This is a genomic window from Salinivibrio sp. YCSC6 (assembly GCF_004916735.1).
GTDB lineage: Bacteria > Pseudomonadota > Gammaproteobacteria > Enterobacterales > Vibrionaceae > Salinivibrio > Salinivibrio proteolyticus.
The window spans coordinates 1,904,038-1,923,854 of record NZ_CP039516.1; the positions used below are offsets into that span (position 1 = coordinate 1,904,038).

The 19,817-nt window shown below is 48.9% G+C and carries 19 protein-coding genes; 7 read left to right on the plus strand and 12 right to left on the minus strand.

Translation table 11 applies throughout. The features are described 5' to 3' along the window. Window positions 1-19: 19 nt before the first annotated feature. The 5 genes from sucA to sdhC all read right to left on the minus strand — a co-directional run bounded on the left by sucA (window position 20) and on the right by sdhC (window position 6,175). On the minus strand, window positions 20-2,830 hold the full coding sequence (sucA, locus tag E8E00_RS08735; RefSeq protein ID WP_096627752.1) for a 2-oxoglutarate dehydrogenase E1 component: 2,811 nt from the start codon (window positions 2,828-2,830) through the stop codon (window positions 20-22). Window positions 2,831-2,946: 116 nt separating this feature from the next. Then, window positions 2,947-3,657 carry a succinate dehydrogenase iron-sulfur subunit gene (locus E8E00_RS08740; protein WP_069588383.1) on the minus strand — a complete coding sequence of 237 codons (711 nt, stop codon included), beginning with the start codon at window positions 3,655-3,657 and terminating at the stop codon, window positions 2,947-2,949. Between the two features lie 14 nt (window positions 3,658-3,671). Continuing rightward, window positions 3,672-5,438: a succinate dehydrogenase flavoprotein subunit gene (gene sdhA, locus E8E00_RS08745; RefSeq protein WP_069588384.1), complete on the minus strand. Its 1,767-nt coding sequence runs from the start codon at window positions 5,436-5,438 to the stop codon at window positions 3,672-3,674. Next, window positions 5,439-5,789 (minus strand): succinate dehydrogenase, hydrophobic membrane anchor protein, encoded by a 351-nt coding sequence (gene sdhD / locus E8E00_RS08750; protein WP_069588386.1) that lies wholly within the window; start codon window positions 5,787-5,789, stop codon window positions 5,439-5,441. Then, window positions 5,783-6,175, minus strand: coding sequence for a succinate dehydrogenase cytochrome b556 subunit (gene sdhC, locus E8E00_RS08755; protein WP_069588388.1), 393 nt, complete (start codon window positions 6,173-6,175; stop codon window positions 5,783-5,785). The genes sdhD and sdhC overlap by 7 nt, the downstream gene beginning before the upstream one ends. Window positions 6,176-6,575: 400 nt before the next feature. Between sdhC and E8E00_RS08760 the strand changes: the two genes are divergently transcribed. After that, on the plus strand, window positions 6,576-7,865 hold the full coding sequence (locus E8E00_RS08760) for a citrate synthase (protein ID WP_069588389.1): 1,290 nt from the start codon (window positions 6,576-6,578) through the stop codon (window positions 7,863-7,865). Window positions 7,866-7,925: 60 nt separating this feature from the next. Here E8E00_RS08760 and E8E00_RS08765 read toward each other — a convergent pair whose 3' ends face one another. Together E8E00_RS08765 and E8E00_RS08770 are read right to left on the minus strand one after the other, a co-directional pair. Continuing rightward, complete coding sequence (locus tag E8E00_RS08765; protein ID WP_096627749.1) at window positions 7,926-8,684, minus strand: Nif3-like dinuclear metal center hexameric protein; 759 nt, start codon at window positions 8,682-8,684, stop codon at window positions 7,926-7,928. Window positions 8,685-8,793: 109 nt separating this feature from the next. Continuing rightward, window positions 8,794-8,991, minus strand: coding sequence for a DUF2517 family protein (locus E8E00_RS08770; RefSeq protein WP_069588700.1), 198 nt, complete (start codon window positions 8,989-8,991; stop codon window positions 8,794-8,796). Between the two features lie 127 nt (window positions 8,992-9,118). Here E8E00_RS08770 and E8E00_RS08775 point away from each other — a divergent pair, with 127 nt between their 5' ends. Further along, window positions 9,119-9,916, plus strand: a complete 798-nt coding sequence (locus E8E00_RS08775; RefSeq protein ID WP_077640804.1) for a DUF1853 family protein — start codon at window positions 9,119-9,121, stop codon at window positions 9,914-9,916. 76 nt (window positions 9,917-9,992) lie between these two features. Here the strand turns inward: E8E00_RS08775 and pgm are convergent, their stop codons facing one another. Both pgm and seqA read right to left on the minus strand, forming a co-directional pair. Further along, window positions 9,993-11,639 (minus strand): phosphoglucomutase (alpha-D-glucose-1,6-bisphosphate-dependent), encoded by a 1,647-nt coding sequence (gene pgm / locus E8E00_RS08780; protein ID WP_077640803.1) that lies wholly within the window; start codon window positions 11,637-11,639, stop codon window positions 9,993-9,995. A gap of 28 nt (window positions 11,640-11,667) precedes the next feature. Next, window positions 11,668-12,210, minus strand: coding sequence for a replication initiation negative regulator SeqA (gene seqA, locus E8E00_RS08785; RefSeq protein WP_077455219.1), 543 nt, complete (start codon window positions 12,208-12,210; stop codon window positions 11,668-11,670). Between the two features lie 99 nt (window positions 12,211-12,309). On the opposite strand from seqA, the gene E8E00_RS08790 reads away from it, so the two are divergent. The 3 genes from E8E00_RS08790 to fldA all read left to right on the plus strand — a co-directional run bounded on the left by E8E00_RS08790 (window position 12,310) and on the right by fldA (window position 14,018). Next, window positions 12,310-13,083 (plus strand): alpha/beta fold hydrolase, encoded by a 774-nt coding sequence (locus E8E00_RS08790; protein WP_069588696.1) that lies wholly within the window; start codon window positions 12,310-12,312, stop codon window positions 13,081-13,083. A 60-nt stretch (window positions 13,084-13,143) separates the two neighbouring features. Continuing rightward, complete coding sequence (locus E8E00_RS08795; protein ID WP_069588694.1) at window positions 13,144-13,365, plus strand: DUF2788 domain-containing protein; 222 nt, start codon at window positions 13,144-13,146, stop codon at window positions 13,363-13,365. 125 nt (window positions 13,366-13,490) lie between these two features. Continuing rightward, a complete protein-coding gene (gene fldA / locus E8E00_RS08800; protein ID WP_077455221.1) occupies window positions 13,491-14,018 on the plus strand; it encodes a flavodoxin FldA in 528 nt (175 codons plus the stop codon). Window positions 14,019-14,064: 46 nt separating this feature from the next. Here the strand turns inward: fldA and E8E00_RS08805 are convergent, their stop codons facing one another. After that, window positions 14,065-14,550, minus strand: coding sequence for a DUF4442 domain-containing protein (locus tag E8E00_RS08805; protein WP_069588692.1), 486 nt, complete (start codon window positions 14,548-14,550; stop codon window positions 14,065-14,067). A gap of 196 nt (window positions 14,551-14,746) precedes the next feature. On the opposite strand from E8E00_RS08805, the gene fcrX reads away from it, so the two are divergent. After that, complete coding sequence (fcrX, locus tag E8E00_RS08810; RefSeq protein ID WP_096627746.1) at window positions 14,747-15,193, plus strand: ferric iron uptake transcriptional regulator FcrX; 447 nt, start codon at window positions 14,747-14,749, stop codon at window positions 15,191-15,193. 130 nt (window positions 15,194-15,323) lie between these two features. On the opposite strand, the gene glnS is transcribed toward fcrX, so the two are convergent. After that, window positions 15,324-16,991, minus strand: coding sequence for a glutamine--tRNA ligase (gene glnS, locus E8E00_RS08815; protein WP_096627744.1), 1,668 nt, complete (start codon window positions 16,989-16,991; stop codon window positions 15,324-15,326). A 212-nt stretch (window positions 16,992-17,203) separates the two neighbouring features. Beyond that, on the minus strand, window positions 17,204-18,715 hold the full coding sequence (nagE, locus tag E8E00_RS08820) for an N-acetylglucosamine-specific PTS transporter subunit IIBC (RefSeq protein ID WP_069588689.1): 1,512 nt from the start codon (window positions 18,713-18,715) through the stop codon (window positions 17,204-17,206). Window positions 18,716-19,016: 301 nt separating this feature from the next. Here nagE and nagB point away from each other — a divergent pair, with 301 nt between their 5' ends. Further along, a complete protein-coding gene (gene nagB, locus E8E00_RS08825) occupies window positions 19,017-19,817 on the plus strand; it encodes a glucosamine-6-phosphate deaminase (protein ID WP_077455224.1) in 801 nt (266 codons plus the stop codon).

Consider the following 19,817-nt stretch of genomic DNA (forward strand, 5'->3'; position numbering starts at 1 on the left):
ATCCTTAATGTTCTAGTTCTTACTTGAGGGTCAGAGCGTCTTCGACTAACGCTTTTTGTTGTTTCTGGTGTACGGACATATAGCCTACCGCTGGCGATGCTGATGCCTCTCGTCCTGCGTAGGTTAAGGTAGCATCATCTGGAATCGCCGCACGGAAATTGTGTTGGCTGCTATACCAAGCCCCTTGGTTTTGAGGCTCTTCTTGGCACCACACAAAGTCTTTCGCATTGGTGTAAGGGGCGATAGCGTCTTTCACCGCATCCAATGGGAACGGATAAAGCTGCTCAATACGGATAATCGCCACATTATCGATTTCCGACTTACGACGCGTTTCCAGTAGGTCGTAATACACCTTGCCTGCACACATGACGACGCGTTCAACCTTGTTCGCATCCAGCTCATCCATCTCGCCAATTGCGGGGAGGAAATCACCATCAGATAAATCTTCAAGGCTCGACACACACAGCGGGTGACGCAACAGCGACTTAGGCGACATCACAATCAACGGACGACGCATGGGACGAACCACTTGGCGACGCAGCATGTGATAGACCTGTGCAGGCGTTGAGGGTACGACCACTTGCATGTTTTGTTCGGCACACAGCTGTAGATAGCGTTCAAGACGCGCCGATGAGTGCTCTGGGCCTTGTCCTTCATAGCCGTGAGGCAACAGCATGGTTAATCCGCACATACGGCGCCATTTTTGTTCCCCAGAGCTGATGAACTGATCAATCACCACTTGCGCACCGTTGGCAAAATCACCGAACTGTGCTTCCCAAACGGTGAGACCACCAGGCTCTGCCGTCGCGTAGCCATATTCGAACGCGAGAACCGCCTCTTCAGACAACACAGAGTCAAACACTTGGAATGGCCCTTGTTTGTCGTGAATATTCGCCAGTGGCAAATAGGTACTGCCGTCGGTTTGATTGTGCAAGACCGCATGACGGTGGAAGAAGGTACCTCGCCCGGAGTCTTGGCCGGTAATACGGATACGTTTACCATCATCCACCAGCGTCGCATACGCCAAGGTTTCCGCCATACCCCAATCTAGCTTTTTCTCACCTTCCACCATGGCTTTACGATCGTTATAAAGCTTGGCGACACGGCTATGAAGCTTGTGGCTTTCTGGCAATTGGCAAATCCGATGGCCGAGCTCTTTCAGACGCTTAGCATCAAACTTATTCGCCCACTCTACGGTCCAATCGTGCCCAAGGTAAGGGGTCCAATCAACCGAGTGCAACGCCATCGGGCGCCATTCTTTGACCACACATTCACCGCGGTCAAGCGCATCGCGATACTCGTTGATAAGCTCGGTCGCTTTCTCAAGATTCGCAACACCCTGCTGATCAAGAACGTCCGCATAAAGCTTACGCGGTGTCGGATGCTTCTTGATCTTTTGGTACATCATAGGCTGTGTCGCGTTGGGCTCATCCGCTTCGTTGTGACCGTGACGGCGATAACACACCAAGTCAATGACCACATCACGCTGGAATTCGTTACGGAAATCAAGCGCTAAGCGAGAAACAAAGGCAACAGCTTCAGGATCATCCGCGTTTACGTGGAAGATTGGCGCCTGCACCATTTTGGCAATATCAGTACAGTATTGCGTAGAACGAGAATCAGCTGGGTTCGAGGTGGTAAAACCGATCTGGTTATTGATGACGATACGTACCGTGCCGCCAACTTGGAAGCCACGCGCTTGAGACATGTTAAAGGTCTCTTGCACGACCCCTTGGCCAGCAATCGCCGCATCACCATGAATCGTGATCGGTAAGACACTCGAACCGGTGGCGTCTTGGAGACGATCTTGACGAGCTCGGACTGAGCCCATGACCACAGGGTTGACGATCTCAAGGTGAGATGGGTTGAAGGCAAGCGCTAAATGCACATCACCACCTGGCGTGGCAAAATCAGACGAGAAGCCTTGGTGATATTTCACATCACCGGTGCCCCAGGTTTCGTCCTGTTTACCCGCAAACTCGTCAAACAGTTCTGACGGCTTTTTACCCAGCACATTCACCAACACGTTCAAGCGGCCGCGGTGAGCCATACCGACCACCACTTCACGAGCACCTTTACCACCAGCGTGGCGGATGAGCTCTTTAAGCATCGGGATCAGTGCATCCCCCCCTTCGAGAGAGAAGCGCTTTGCGCCTGGGAACTTCGCGCCCAAATAGCGCTCTAGTCCTTCAGCCGCGGTCAGTTCTTCTAGGAAGGTCAGCTTTTCTTGTTCGTTGAATTGCGGCTGCCCAACCACAGACTCTAATCGGCTTTGGATCCAACGTTTCTCTTCCGTGTCAGTAATATGCATATATTCAGCACCGATAGACCCACAATAGGTCTTCTGCAGTGCTTCATAAAGCTCGCCCAGCTGCATATTGTCTTTACCAATTGCAAATGAGCCGACATTGAAGGTTTCGTTGAAATCCTGCTCGTTAAGTGAGTGGAAAGCAGGTGATAGATCGGGTACTTGATTACGCTTCCATAAACCCAGCGGGTCAAGATTGGCCTGCTGATGGCCGCGGAAACGAAATGCGTTAATAAGTTGAAGGACTTTGACTTGTTTCGCGTCTACGTCGGGGTCATTGACTGAGGCATTTGCACGCGCTGTCTCGGTAGCTAAGCGTCGAAAGTAATCACGAACGCGAGAGTGGGGTTGTTCTACCGCGGTTTCATTCACCGCTGGTAGTTGGTCAAAGACCGCTCTCCATTCTTGATCAACTAACTCCGGGTCACTGAGGTACAGTTCGTAGAGGTCTTCTACGTAAGTTGCATTGGCGCCAGCCAAATGAGAAGACTCCATCCAAGCCTTCATCACGCCATTTTGCATTGTTATCCCTTAACCACTAGTTATTTATCCAAACACCGGTTCTAAGCCGGGTTACCTGTTATTTAGCCCCGTCCGTGGACGGGGCTTTATAGTTCACGTTAATGTACGAAAGCGTTTTAAACGCCACGCTGAATCAGCATCGACTTAATGTGTCCAATTGCTTTCGTTGGGTTCAAGCCCTTAGGACACACACTGACACAGTTCATGATACCGTGGCAACGGAAGACACTAAAAGCGTCGTCCAGATCAGATAAGCGCTCTTCAGTCGCGGTATCACGGCTATCCGCTAACCAACGATACGCCGCGAGCAGCCCTGCCGGTCCCACAAATTTATCTGGGTTCCACCAGAAAGAAGGGCAAGAGGTGCTGCAACACGCACACATGATGCACTCATACAAGCCATCTAACTCCGCGCGGTCCTCAGGGGCTTGTAAGTTCTCACGTGATGGCGGTGTGTCATCGTTGATTAAGTAAGGTTTAACCCGCTCGTAGTTCTCATAGAATTGACTCATATCGATGATAAGGTCACGCACAACGGGCAAACCGGGCAATGGACGGATCACAATTTCTGATTTGTCCATCAGTGATGAGAGTGGCGTGATACACGCCAATCCATTCTTACCATTCATGTTCACGCCGTCCGAACCGCACACACCTTCGCGACATGAGCGACGGAATGCTAACGTTGGATCTTGCTCTTTTAGTTGAATGAGCGCGTCCAATAGCATCATGTCCGACCCTTCAGGCACGTCGAGCGTGTAATCCTTCATGTATGGCGCATCGTCCACATCTGGATTGTAGCGATAGACTGAAAACTTAACGTTCATCGTTTTCGACCCCCTTAGTAAGTACGCGCTTTCGGTGGGAAAGCGTCACGATGCACTGGCGCCATGTTGACGTCGCGCTTCGACATAGATTCCGTTTCTGGATTGTAGATGGAGTGGCATAGCCAGTTCTCATCATCACGCTCTTGATAATCAAAGCGTGCATGAGCACCACGGCTTTCGGTACGATAGTTTGCCGCTACCGCTGTTGAATAAGCGGTTTCCATCAGGTTCTCCAGCTCCAAACACTCGATACGCTGAGTGTTGAACTCAGTCGACGTATCGTCCAATCGTGCGACTTTCAAACGTTCACGGATTTCTTGCAGTTCTTTGAGGCCTTTTTCCATCGCCTCACCTTCGCGGAATACCGAGAAGTTTTCTTGCATACACGCTTGGAGATCTTTACGGATTTCTACAGGGTCTTCGCCTTTTTGCGTGCTGTTCCAGCGGTTCAAGCGCGCTAAAGAGGCTTCAATATCAGATTCGCTTGCATCACGCGCTTCAACTTGCGCGGCCAAGGTTTCACCAAGGTGTAGACCCGTTGCACGGCCAAAGACCACCAGATCAAGCAATGAGTTACCGCCCAAACGGTTTGCGCCATGGACAGACACGCTAGCGATCTCACCACAGGCAAACAGGCCTTGTACTTCAACGTCGTGTCCCATTGGATCTTGTTTGATCGCTTGACCAGACACTTGCGTTGGAATACCACCCATCATGTAATGGCAGGTTGGAATGACTGGAATTGGCTCTTTGACCGGATCCACGTGCGCAAAGGTACGAGACAGGTCCAAAATACCTGGCAAGCGTGATTCAAGAACATCCTTACCCAAGTGGTCTAGCTTAAGCTTGATGTGTGGACCCCAAGGGCCGTCACAACCTCGGCCTTCTCGGATTTCGATCATCATTGAGCGTGCAACCACATCACGACCAGCAAGGTCTTTTGCGTTCGGCGCGTAACGCTCCATAAAGCGTTCGCCGTCTTTATTAAGCAAATAGCCACCTTCACCACGGCACCCTTCGGTCACCAAGACACCGGCACCAGCAATGCCTGTTGGGTGGAACTGCCACATTTCCATGTCTTGCATCGGAACGCCTGCTCGCAACGCCATACCGACACCGTCACCCGTGTTGATGTGCGCATTGGTGGTGGATTGATAAATACGCCCTGCACCGCCCGTTGCAAGCACGGTCGCTTTAGATTTGAAGTAGCAAATCTCACCAGTTTCCATGCACATCGCGGTGGCACCAACCACCGCACCGTCTTGGTTTTTCACCAAGTCGAGGGCATACCATTCCGAGAAGATGGTGGTTTTATTTTTGATATTTTGCTGGTACAGCGTGTGAAGCAATGCATGACCAGTTCGGTCTGCCGCTGCGGCTGTACGTGCCGCCTGTTCACCGCCAAACTCTTTCGATTGGCCACCAAACGGACGCTGATAGATAGAGCCGTTTTCAAAGCGCGAAAACGGTAGGCCCATTTTTTCGAGTTCAATGACCGATTGCGGGCCGGTTTTACACATGTACTCGATGGCGTTTTGGTCTCCGATATAATCCGACCCTTTCACCGTGTCATACATGTGCCATTGCCAGTTATCCTTGTGTGAGTTACCCAGTGCTACCGTAATACCACCCTGCGCAGATACAGTGTGAGAACGAGTCGGAAAGACTTTTGATAACAACGCACAAGACAGGCCTTGTTCAGAAATTTGCAGGGCGGCGCGCATACCTGCACCACCTGCGCCAATAACGATTGCGTCAAATTCGCGAACTGGAATACTCACTTACACACCCCACAGTACAAAGAAACCGGCAAACACATAGATCAGCAGCAAGGCAACTACACCCAATTGAAGGAGGCCACGCAGCAAGGCAGGCTTGATGTAGTCAGTTAACACTTGCCACATACCGATCCATCCGTGAATGAGAATCGACACCAGTGCCAGCATGGTAAACACCTTAGTGCTGGTTTGGCCGAAAAAAGCTGTCCATGAGGCGTACGTAATGTCCGGCCCAAATGCAGCAAATCCGACCATATAAAGTGTGTAAAGTGTGATGATAATCGCAGTGGCCCGAATGAGTACAAAATCATGTACACCATTACGCCCCACCGATGAAATGTTTTTCGCTACCATACCAAAATCCCCGCCAGTACAGACAACACGCCGGTCAATGCAAATGCCACCTGAGCGCTTTTCGCACCCGATTCTAACTCTTCAAAATAACCGATATCCTGCATGAGGTGGCGGATACCACCTACGATGTGATAGGCAAGCGCCGTGAGGATGCCCCAAAGGACAAACTTAACGAAGAAGCTATCGACGATGGCAGACGCAGTTTCAAAACCGCTAGGTGAAGAGAGAGACAGGCTAAGCAGCCACAATAGGATGGCGATCGAGACGAAGGTGATGACACCTGCTACTCGATGCATGATAGACGCAATCGCTGTGATGGGGAAACGAATGGTCTTAATGTCGAGGTTTACGGGTCTTGACTTTCTTTCTTTCACGATATTGCCCACTCAGCTCCATTGAGCATTTATAGTTATTTACACTCTCTGAACCTCAGTACTCAAAGCGTAAGACCTGCAACATCTGTGTAACGTGCTTTGCGTACCTTATTGCTATTAACTGCAACTTTGAGCAAATGGATCACGTCAATTTAGAAAGGTGTTTGAGCCCCTAAACGCTCTAGGATACTGATATGCCCAGAGACCTCGCAAAAGTATACGCGGCGTAACAAGCAATTACAAACGCTCAAAATTGACAGGAATCTCACAACAGATATTTAACCCGCATTGCAAATAAGTTATTAACTCGCGCACACATCGTTAGGTTAAAAATTGACATCACCTAGGCCGATCGGTAAAACGGTCGGGTCCGTATCCTGGATGGGATTATAAAATAACAAAGGAGATTGTTATGGCAGAGAAGAAAGCTACCCTACATATTGAAGGGCAAGCACCAATCGAACTGCCGATCATGGGGGGCACTGTCGGGCCAGAGGTCTTGGACGTACGTGCATTAGGTGCAAATGGATATTTCACCTTTGATCCGGGCTTTGTCGCCACGGCATCATGTGAATCGCAAATCACCTACATTGATGGCGCTGCAGGCGTTTTGCTGCATCGCGGTTACCCTATTGATCAACTCGCCAATAACGCTGATTACTTAGAAGTCTGTTATATCCTTCTTTACGGTGAAGTCCCTACGAAAAAGCAATATGAAGAATTCCGCTCGTTAATCGTGCGCCACACCATGGTACATGAGCAAATCGCGAGTTTCTTCCACGGGTTCCGTCGTGACGCTCACCCTATGGCCGTCATGGTCGGTGTCGTCGGTGCACTGGCTGCTTTTTACCACGACTCACTGGATATCAATAACGACCAGCACCGCGAAATCACCGCCTTCCGATTGCTCTCTAAAATGCCGACACTCGCGGCAATGTGTTACAAGTACTCGATTGGCCAGCCATTCATCTATCCGCGCAACGACCTAGATTACGCAGAGAACTTCCTCCACATGATGTTTGCAACGCCTTGTGAAGAATATGAAGTTAACCCAGTGGTTGCGCGTGCAATGGACAAAATCTTTACGCTGCATGCCGATCATGAGCAGAATGCGTCCACTTCGACGGTCCGTCTAGCCGGCTCTTCAGGTGCTAACCCATTCGCGTGTATTGCCGCAGGGATCGCGTCACTTTGGGGGCCAGCTCACGGTGGTGCCAATGAGGCCTGCTTGCGCATGCTAGAAGAAATCGGTCATGTCGATAACATTCCTGAATTTATTGGCCGAGCAAAAGACAAGGATGATCCTTTCCGTTTGATGGGCTTTGGACACCGGGTGTATAAAAACTACGATCCTCGCGCTACTGTGATGCGTGAAGCTTGTCATGAAGTATTGGAAGAACTGAGTATCCAAGACCCACTTCTCGATGTGGCGATGGAGCTCGAGCGTATTGCACTGTCTGATGATTACTTTATCGACAAGAAACTGTATCCGAATGTGGACTTCTACTCGGGGATCATCCTCAAAGCGATTGGTATTCCAACGTCGATGTTTACTGTGATTTTCGCAATGTCACGAACCATTGGTTGGATTGCACATTGGAATGAAATGCACTCCGATCCCAACAATCGTATTGGTCGTCCGCGTCAGCTCTATACTGGCTACACGCAACGTGAATTCACACCAATGAAACAGCGAGACTAACACCTTGCTTGCAGAAAAACGCCGCCTAAACGAGGCGGCGTTTTTGTTTTCGTCAATCACTTATACCGGGTTGTCGATATCAATAAAATCAACCGTTAGGCCATACTGTTCAGCCAACCACTCACCCAGCGCTTTAACACCATAACGCTCTGTCGCATGATGGCCTGCGGCAATATAGTGCACACCTTGCTCGCGCGCTGAGAACGTTGTCCGTTCTGACACCTCACCTGAAAGATAGGCATCCATATTCTGGCTAGCCGCTAAGTCGATAAAGTCTTGCGCACCGCCCGTGCATAAACCGACCATTTCAATACGACGGGTGTGGCCGCCATCAATAACCAAAGGGGCTCGGCCTAGCACCGCCGCCACTTGATGTTCAAACTGGGCTAAGGTCATCGGCGTCGAGAGCTTTCCGTAAACAGGAATCGATACTGGGTTACCGGGTTCTAACCCGCCAATCAACTCAATCCCCAATCGCTTAGCCAACTGTGCGTTATTTCCCATGGTAGGGTGAATATCCAACGGCAAATGGTAGCCATATAAATTAATGCCATTTTCAATCAACGCTTTGATCCGTTGATACTTCATGCCACGAATTTGCTGTGGTTCACCGCGCCAGAAGTAACCGTGGTGTACCAAGATGGCATCCGCATTCTGCTCAATCGCCGCATCGATCAGATCTTGGCAAGCCGTGACACCGGTAATCACTTTTTGTACTTGCTCACGTCCCTCAACTTGTAACCCATTCGGGCTATAGTCTTTGATTTGATCGGGCTTTAGCTCTGCGTTTAGGATTGCTTCGAGTTCGAGGTTATTCATGATGTCTCTTTCGTCGCTTTGAGATGTTGTATGTTAGTGTAACGTGCGGAATCGACATAAAAAAGCGGCTAACGTTTCCGTTAGCCGCTCAACCAGTAAGGCGTGATGTTTATAAAAAACCGCCCGCTTTCTCAGACTCAGCCAGCCAGACCGGCTTAGTACTATCTTTTAACCAGACTTGATGAAGATGACTATAAATACGCGATGCCAAAGGTGGCACCACTAATGTAGGCGCACATACAATACCTGCAACCACAACAGCGCTGCGACGCAAAACGACTTGGGTTTTATCGAACGGTTTATACATGACTAACCTCACTCATCTGACCAGTTGTGAGGAAAGTATACCATCCGTTTAGTATGTTTACTACATATTAGCGCAAAAATCGTTCAGCTACGACGATACAATCGATTAACAAGGTAATAAAATTACAATGACGACATCACTACTGTTTGCCCGTCGGCAGCAAATCGCAAAGGATATGGCTTGGATTCGCTCCCAACCGCCTTTGTTATCCTCAGCGGATTTCCCCATGGTCAATACCTCGACGTGGCAAGTCGCTGATAACACCTTGGCAGAGATGTCTTATCGCGGACCACACCGCATTGGCTTTTACTACCAATGGCTATTAGCAAACCTGATTGCACAGCAACCTCACCTTAATGTGGTTGCTGAAGAGATACAGATTAATGATGCAGGTAAAACGGTTGGCGCCGTGGATTTCTTGATTGAAAATGGTGAGCAACTCGAACACTGGGAAGTCGCAGTAAAGTTTTATCTTGCCCATCAAGGTCGCTGGCTGGGTCCAAATGCTAAAGATGCATTAGACATTAAAGCTGCGCGTATGATGAACCATCAGCTTGCTATGTCCGATCATCCCCGCTTTTTAGCCGACCACCCACAATGGCGACCGCAAAAGAAGCGACTGTGTATCCACGGCCGTTTGTACCAGCCGTTTCACCAAAACGCACCACTCCCAGATGCACCCAGCGTCAATCTCGATTGTATTACCGGTTGGTGGTGCTGGCCTGATGCCTTACCCCAAGACCGTCGTTATGCGTCTTTATCACGCGATCAGTGGTTGAGCATCCCTGATTTTCATACTTTACCCCGCTTTGATACAGCGGCGTTGGCTTCGCTGACACGCACTTGTCATTTGGTTGATGAGTATCTCACGCCCTGGTTTGTCGTCACCCCGGACTGGCCTCAAACTCAACCGCCTAAAGTATAGTGGCCGCCAGACGCACATAAAAAAGCCGCACCTTAACGGTACGGCCTTTACAACGCGCGAGGGGATATTTGGCGTGTTATACCCCTTGCTCAGCAAAAACGTTATCCACGATCTGTTGCGCTTCTTTTTCGATCATGCGCAGGTGCGCCTCACCTTTAAAGCTCTCACAATAGATCTTGTAGATCTCTTCCGTACCAGAGGGGCGAGCAGCGAACCACCCAGAGTCAGTGACGACTTTTAAGCCACCAATCGCTTCACCATTGCCTGGCGCGTGAGTCAGCTTTGCAGTAATGATATCGCCCGCTAACGTCTCCGCGGTCACCATTTCAGGGCTTAACTGGCTAAGCACTTGCTTTTGCTGCTTGTTCGCCACCGCTTGTAAACGGTTATAGGCGGGATCACCATGCTTATTCACCAGTGTTTGATAGTAAGCATGAGGTGTCATGCCGGTCACCGCGAGGATCTCAGCTGCCAGTAAACACAGAATAATGCCGTCTTTGTCGGTCGACCAAGGCTGTCCATCCAAGGTTAAGAAAGAGGCACCCGCACTTTCTTCGCCGCCAAAGCCAAGCTGGCAGTGATGCAAGCCATCAACAAACCATTTAAATCCAACCGGGACTTCCACCAGCTTTCGATCAAGATCCGCAACTACTTTGTCAATAATGGCACTCGACACGAGTGTTTTACCCACACCTAAGCGACTCGGCCATTGCTGACGATGGCGGAAAAGATAATCAATACAAACCGCCAAGTAATGGTTAGGGTTCATCAAGCCATCTGGTGACACAATACCGTGGCGGTCAAAATCAGGGTCATTCCCAAACGCAAGATCATAGTGGTCTTTGTGTGCTAACAATCCCGCCATCGCATAGGGTGAGGAACAATCCATGCGGATCACACCGTCGCTGTCGAGAGGCATGAAGCCAAAAGTCGGATCGACTTTCTCATTCACGAGGGTAATATCGAGCTGATAATGCTCAGCAATTTTTTGCCAATAGCGAATCCCAGCTCCGCCCAGAGGATCAACAGCCAGTTTTAATCCTGCCGCTTGAATGGCTTTAATATCCACGACACGCTCGAGCCCAGCGACATAAGGCGTCACTAAGTCTTGCTCTTGGTAGTAAGCGCTTGCTCGTGCTTCGTCGATAGCCAACCGTTTCACGCCTTCTAAGCCGGCATCAATATAATCATTGGCTCGTGCTTCAATCGATTTTGTGATAGCCCCTTCTGCTGGGCCGCCATGCGGAGGGTTGTACTTAATTCCCCCATCTTGCGGTGGATTATGTGAGGGGGTGATCACAATCCCGTCCGCTTGCTCAGCATGATCACGGTTATAAGCCAGAATTTGTTGGGAAATGCCCGGCGTTGGCGTATAGCCCTGATCTGCTTGCGCAATAACCTCTACCTGATTGGCCGTCAATACTTCAACCACGGCACCGAAAGCGGGCTCGGACAGCGCATGCGTATCTTTACCCACAAAGACAGGTCCCGTGATACCAAGCGCACGGCGCTCATCACAGATGGCCTGAGCAATCGCGTGAATGTGATCACGGTTGAATGTTGTATTTAGTGCACTGCCACGGTGGCCTGATGTTCCAAACGCAACGCGCTGCGCCGGGTTGCCGGGGGTTGGCTGGGCCTGAAAAAAGCGCGTGACTAGCGCTGGAATATTGCATAAATCAGCGGCGTCTGCGCGCTGCCCTGCTTGGGGATGCACTGCCATAAATCTCGTCTCCCATGAGTGGCATAGATTAAATCGCGTTGACAACCTTTTCGATCAAATCGCTGGGGAACTGCATTTTTTCCATCAGCTGCTCCACCATTTGGCGCTTACGGCCGGTGTTGGTGTTGGTGATCACCCAAAAAGGTGTCTCTGGAATTTGCTTCGGCTTGGTGGTTTTGCCACTTTCTAACAACGTTTGCTGATTGTCAGCAAAATACAGACGGGTACGTCCTTTTAGTGCCATCCCATCAGCAAAACCTTGCTGGTCCACACGATATAGGGTGGTCAAAACGAGCATAAAGCGGCCAATTGCACGCTCTTGCGCTGCAAACTCATCCGAGATCAATAGCGATCGCATCGCTTTAACGCGATCAACAGACGCACTGCGTCCTGCATCTTTACTCACTACGATGCCGCTGGAACGAGAGGGTGTCGGTGCAGGCTGTGTTGACTGCTGCGCCGAATCCGACAGCAATAAGCGGCGCAAAATATCTGATGCGCTCTCACCAATATGCTGCGTTTGGCTGGCAATGTACCGGTATAGCTCCTCGTCAACCTCAATCGTCTTCATTGTTTTTCATCGAGTCCTGTTTGTCGTTTAACGGGGCGATTATACAGAGATAGATAGGTATACTCTACGCCAAAGCCAGTAATCTGAGAGAAAAGCAACGTGTTATTAAACGAAAAGTCTCGCGGTGAAGGCTCACCGCTCGTATTGATCCACGGTTTATTTGGCAATCTCGACAATCTAGGCGGATTAGCAAAAACCTTGGCTGATCACTTTTGTGTTTATCAAATTGATCTACCTAATCACGGCCAGTCCTATCATACTAAGCAGGTCGATTATCAGGCACAGTCGGATGCGGTTGTCGCATGGATGGATCACCATCAACTCGACAAGGTGACGCTGGTCGGTCACTCAATGGGCGGGAAAGTTGCTATGGCTATCGCACAGCGCTTTCCTGAACGCGTGACACAGTTGGTGGTCATGGATATTGCCCCCGTCGACTATCAAGTTAACCGGCATGATGCGGTGTTTACGGCGCTAAAACGCACCCAAGACACTCCCCTGACTAGTCGCCAACAAGCACAATCGATTATGGATGAGACGATTGAAAACCCAGGCGTGACACAATTTTTATTGAAATCACTCTATAAAACCGATCAAGGTCACTACGCCTGGCGCTTCAATATTGATAATCTTTATCACGGTTATCGCGATATTATGGGCTGGCAGGCATTCGGACAGTATTCAGGCCCGACTCTGTTTGTAAAAGGGCAACAATCTGAATACATTTTGCCCGAGCATCGTGATGCGATTATAGAACAGTTCCCGCATTCGAAAGCGCACATGGTGGCAGGAACAGGCCATTGGCTACATGCTGAAAAACCTGCCGTGGTTGCCAACGTTATTGAGCGCTTTTTAATGCCAGGGGAGCGTTAACAGGTCTGTGACCCTTGTGGTATATTGCGCCGCATATGTCGGTGCTCAATGGAGGCACGCATGCTTTACGAGCACTTTCAATTGCTCGAAAAAATTGGCCTAGACCTCGTTTTTGCTGCCATTTTCTTTTTTATCGGAATGGCAATCAAAGACGTACTTAAAGAAGGCAATGTGCCAGTTTTTGGTCGACGTATTGTCTGGTTTGTTCTCACACTAGGCTGTGTTGGTTTTATTACAAAAGGGGTTATTCAACTGGTATGGGAAGGTGTTGGCATCGGCTGACTTTCCTAAACGGAGAATGATCCCACGTACGCTCTAGCGTATAGGAGTGTGAAAAAGCACCGCTTTTTCTTTAATTCGAGTTAGTTGCAAACAGCAACCCACTGAAAAAAACGGGTATTTTTTATATGGCGAGTGTAGGTCTCTTCTTTGGTAGTGACACAGGTAACACTGAAGCAATTGCAAAGAGCATTCAAAAGCAACTGGGCAAACAGATGGTCCATGTGCAGGATATTGCGAAAAGCAGTAAAGAAGATATCGATAACTTCGATCTTCTCCTGCTGGGTATCCCAACTTGGTACTATGGCGAAGCCCAGTGTGATTGGGATGACTTTTTCCCAGAACTTGAGCAAATTGACTTCTCAACCAAATTGGTCGCCATCTTCGGCTGTGGTGATCAGGAAGATTATGCAGAATATTTCTGTGACGCAATGGGCACGGTACGTGACATTGTTGAAGCAAAAGGCGCGACCATCATTGGCCATTGGCCAACCGAAGGCTATGAGTTTGAAGCCTCTAAAGCCTTGGTGGACGACAATCACTTTGTCGGCTTGTGCGTGGATGAAGACCGCCAACCTGAACTGACCGATGAGCGTGTCAGCAAATGGGTGAAACAGGTCTACGAAGAAATGTGTTTGGCGGAATTAGAAGACTAACTCGTCAATGAACCACAAAAACGCCAAGACTCTCTTGGCGTTTTTTCTATGCGGCATCTTGGGTTAGGTCACGGTATTGACGTTTTTTCCTCACATATAAGGTGCGCTTCACTTCAGCTACCACCTCCCCCTTCGCGTCTTTGACATGCACAACAAACTCGGGTAACACTTTATCCCCTCTTCCAGCCTGTTGCTGAATGTCTTGCAATACTGCATCGCTAATCACAAAGTCAGCAAATAAGTCGGTAGTGCCCGGTTTGATGAAATTAATATCCGCTTGTTTATCCCACACATGGTACTGTGGACCGAGTATGCCCATTAACATCAAGGCATAAACAGGATCGGTCAGTGAAAAGATACTGCCACCATATTGTGTTCGATTCGCGTTTTTGTTCCACCAGCGCAGTTTTAACCGCATATTGACGCACTTAAAGTCGTCACTAATAGACTCAATATGGATCCCCGCTCCCCAGAAGGGAGGCCAACTATTTAATGCCCACTTCACAATTCTTGGTTTATAGAACCGATACATAACTGATTGACGTCCTTATCTGGTCTTACCAGACAATATTTACATCTCGAAAACATTGTTGCAACCAAGAATGATCAAAATTCGTTCGTCTAAGCGTTCCTTGCTGTGGCGAGCGCCGAGCAATTTTGATAGTCTTAATAAATATTTTCCTTGCTAATCAAACTGTCTCTCGCAGGCAGAAAACAGGTAGATACACATGTCAGACAATAACCAGGCGTTGAAGCAAGCTGGGCTAAAAGTCACGCTGCCACGGCTCAAGATCCTAGAAGTGCTGCAACAGCCCGATTGCCAGCATATCAGTGCCGAAGACCTGTATAAGAAGTTGATTGATCTAGGCGAAGAAATTGGCCTAGCGACGGTATACCGCGTCCTCAACCAGTTTGATGATGCTGGCATTATCACCCGTCACCACTTTGAAGGTGGAAAATCGGTGTTTGAGTTAGCGACTCAGCACCACCATGATCACCTCGTCTGTCTTGACTGCGGTAAAGTCATTGAGTTTTCGGATGATTTGATTGAAGAGCGTCAAAAGGAAATTGCCGGTCGTTTTAATGTTCGTCTTACCAACCATAGCTTGTATCTCTATGGTCACTGCCAAGAGGGCGACTGTAAAGCCGATCCTTCGATTCACAATGATGACTGAATGATCAAAGTTTGAGTGACTTGATGTTGTCATAAAGAAGCTCTCTTTATATCAACGAATTTCAGGACGGGACAAACCCATAAAAAAGCCGGCAATGCATGCCGGCTTTTTCGTTGCGTAAAGACAAAGGTTACTTACCTTCAATCTTCGCCCATGTGTCACGTAAGCCTACGGTACGGTTAAAGACTAATGCATCCGCACGACTGTCTTTGCTATCCGCACAGAAGTAGCCCGTGCGCTCAAATTGATAGCCAGCTTCAGGCTGCGCGTCTTTCAAGCTAGGCTCAACGTACCCGTGCATCACTTGCAAAGAGTCTGGGTTAATCGTCTCTACGAAGTTTTCTGCACTTGCAGGATTTGGCACAGTAAAGAGGCGATCGTACAAGCGGAACTCAGCCGGAACAGCATCTGTGGCCGATACCCAATGGATTACCCCTTTTACTTTACGTCCATCCGCAGGGTCTTTTCCTAGCGTCTCTGGATCGTAGCTACAATAGACCGTAGTGATGTTTCCGTGCTCATCTTTCTCGCAACGCTCGGCTTTGACTACATAAGCATTACGTAGGCGTACTTCTTTATCCAACACCAAACGCTTATATTTTTTGTTAGCCGATTCACGGAAGTCTTCGCGCTCAATCCAGATCTCGCGAGAGAAAGGCACCTGACGCTGTCCCATCTCTGGTTTGTTTGGATGGTTAGGGGCACTTAGCCATTCAACGTCATCCGTTTTGTTTTCAATCACTAGCTTGATAGGGTCTAGAACGGCCATCGCACGCGGTGCGCGTTCATTCAGATCATCGCGAATACACGACTCCAGTGCACTCATTTCGATGATGTTATCTTGCTTGGTGACACCAATTCGTTTGCAGAACTCACGAATAGACGCTGGCGTATAACCACGACGACGTAGACCAGAAATCGTCAACATACGTGGGTCATCCCAGCCATTGACGAGCTGCTCTGACACCAGTTGGTTGAGCTTACGCTTCGACATCACCGTGTATTCCAAGTTTAGGCGACTAAACTCGTACTGATGCGGGGTGCAATCGATGGTGATATTTTGCAACACCCAATCGTATAAGCGGCGGTTGTCTTGGAACTCCAGCGTACATAACGAGTGAGTGATCCCTTCCAATGCATCCGAGATACAGTGGGTAAAATCATACATCGGATAAATACACCACTTATCACCCGTCTGGTGGTGATGAGCAAAACGTACGCGATAGATAACCGGATCGCGCATCACCATGAAAGGTGACGCCATATCGATTTTGGCGCGAAGACACGCAGTGCCCTCGGCAAATTCGCCCGCGCGCATTTTTTCAAATAATGCGAGGTTTTCTTCCACCGCACGATCACGATAAGGGCTCGGCTTGCCCGGCTCTGTCAACGTACCCCGGTACTCGCGGATTTGATCTGGGCTCAATTCATCGACATACGCCAACCCTTTTTCAATCAGTTCAACCGCAAAGCCGTACAACTTATCAAAATAGTCTGATGAATAGCGCTCTTTACCTGCCCACTCAAAGCCAAGCCATTGCACGTCGCGTTTGATCGAGTCAACGTACTCAACGTTTTCTTTTTCTGGGTTGGTATCATCAAAGCGCAAATTGCACTCACCTTGATAATCCTGTGCAATACCGAAGTTCAGGCAAATAGACTTAGCGTGACCGATATGCAGATAGCCATTAGGCTCCGGCGGGAAACGGGTCACGACTGATGTGTGTTTTCCCTCCGCCAAATCTTTATCAATGATTTGACGAATAAAATTGGTTGGACGAGCTTCAGCATCACTCATCAAGGTTACCTCGTATCAAAACAGTGCGAATTTTACAGCTACATGGATACTATGATCTCTTATTCCGGCACTTTACTCAACCAGTTGTTGTTAAACTCACCCTCGCATGCCCCTAAATGCGCTTTTTTTGCTCATTCCACCTGCCGTGCATAAAAAAACGCCCAGCGTTAGCCGGGCGTTTTCGGGTTAAGAGTGTCTTTGTGTGTGGTCGCTTATGGCAATTTCACTGCAGACAAATCTTCATTATCCGGGATTTGCTTCATCTCACCGGCAATGATTTCGGCCAATGGGCCAAGAATGACTTGCAAGTTGTTATCCCCTAACTTCACGACACCCATCGCGCCAATGGCTTTGAGTTTCGCTTCATCGACGATTTCACGGTTTGCTACCGATAGGCGCAAGCGTGTGATACAAGCGTCGATAGATGTCAGGTTTTGGTGTCCGCCTAACGCTTTGAGGTACTTACGTGCTAGCTCACGGTTATCGCTGGTTTCATTTGTATTCGCGTTTCCGGCAGATGCGCCTTCAATGCTGTCATCTTCACGACCCGGGGTTTTCAGGTTCATGGCCATGATAGCCGCACGGAATGTCGCGTAATAAAGCACGAAGAATACCAAGCCCATCACAGGTAGCATGTACCACTCGTTAGCAACGGGGTTTTTTGACGACAACACCAAGTCGACAAGACCTGCAGAGAAGCCAAAACCGGCAGTCCAGTTAAAGGTGGCCGCGATGAACAAAGAGATGCCTGTCAAGAACGCATGCAACACAAACAACACAGGTGCCACGAACAGGAAGGCAAACTCGAGTGGTTCAGTGACACCGGTAAAGAATGAAGCAAAACCGGCTGCAATCATGATAGATGCCACACGTGCTTTGTTCTCTGGACGCGCAGTGTGGTAAATCGCTAGTGCCGCCCCAGGTAGACCAAACATCATCACAGGGAAGAAGCCGGCCATGTACATGCCTGTGGTTCCCTTAATTGCTTCTCCAGAAGCAAGACCTTGTGCGCCCATCCAGAAGCGGCCCAAGTCATTGATACCCACAGTGTCGAACCAGAATACCGCGTTAAGCGCATGGTGAAGACCAACTGGAATCAATAGGCGGTTGAAGAATCCGTAGATACCTGCACCCGCGGCGCCTAAGTTAGTGATACTTTCACCGAAGTGAACCAGACCACCAAATACGACCGGCCATACAAACATCAACACGAACGAAATCGCAATAGCGACGACAGAGACAAGAATGGGAACCAAACGTTTGCCGCTGAAGAACGCCAGTGCTTTTGGCAACTCAACGCCGCTATAACGGTTGTAAAGCTCCGCCGATACCACACCAATTAAAATACCAATAAATTGGTTGTTGATTTTGCTAAACGCCAGCTCATTGTTGTCTAGTGCAACATCCACGAGACCAATTTGGCTTACAGCACCAGGCGCACAAAGCGTGGTGATCACCATAAAGCCGACGAAACCTGCCAAGGCAGCCGCACCATCTTTATCTTTTGACATGCCGTAAGCCACACCAATGGCAAAAAGTACGGACATATTGTCAATGATCGCTGCCCCTGATTTAATCAAGAAAGCAGCCAATGCGCTGTTACCACCCCAACCTGTTGGGTCAAGCCAGTAGCCGACCCCCATCAAGATCGCTGCGGCTGGTAGTACCGCTACCGGCACCATCAACGCACGACCTATACGTTGCGCGTATCCAAGAATATTCACCTTCGTTCCCCCTATGTGTTCTCAGAGCCATGCCGCAGTATTTGTTGTTTTCTGCGTCTGGCGTATCGCGTGAGATAATGACCAAAGCACTTTTTTTGTCAAACAATGTTAGTCAATTGCAGTTTATGCCAATAAATTCGCCTCGCAAATTAAAACCCCCTTATTTGTGAGATTTATCACCGATCCACACCAAACACAGAGAAATATGTTAGCCAGATCATAAAACTTATTTTATGATAAAAATAAATGAGCATATTCGTTATGCTGTACCCGTAAGCCCACTGATTTATCGAGGTGTCCTGTGCGACTCATTCCATTACAAACCAGCCATGAGGTCGGCCTATGGTCGGCTAGATATATCGTTGATACTATTAATAAATTCGCTCCAAGCGCCGAACGCCCATTTGTGCTCGGATTGCCAACAGGCGGTACGCCACTGAATACTTATAAGCAACTGATCACCCTGTTCAATCAGGGCGAAGTGAGCTTTGAGCATGTGGTAACGTTCAACATGGACGAGTACTGCAATATCCCAGCCGATCATGACCAATCATATCGCACCTTCATGTATGAAAACTTCTTTAAGCATATTGATATTAAAGAAGAAAACATCAACTTACTGAACGGAAATGCGAGCGATGTTGATGCGGAATGCAAACGTTATGAAGACAAGATCAAATCCTACGGCAAGATCCACCTCTTTATGGGCGGTGTAGGTAACGACGGTCACATTGCGTTTAACGAACCTGCCTCTTCGCTGGCTTCTCGGACACGGATCAAAACCTTGACCGAAGATACCCGTATGGCAAACTCTCGCTTCTTTGATAATGATATCAATCAAGTACCTAAGCACGCGCTTACCATTGGCGTCGGGACGCTACTCGATGCTGAGGAGATCATGATTTTGGTCACTGGCCACAATAAGGCTCAGGCGCTTCAAGCAGCAGTGGAGGGGTCAGTCAATCACTTATGGACTGTTTCCGCGCTGCAGCTGCACCCTAAAGCCATGATTGTGTGCGATGCGCCTTCAACTGCCGAACTAAAAGTAAAAACAGTGAAGTATTTTCAGGAGCTTGAAGCCCAGAACATTCATAATTTATAA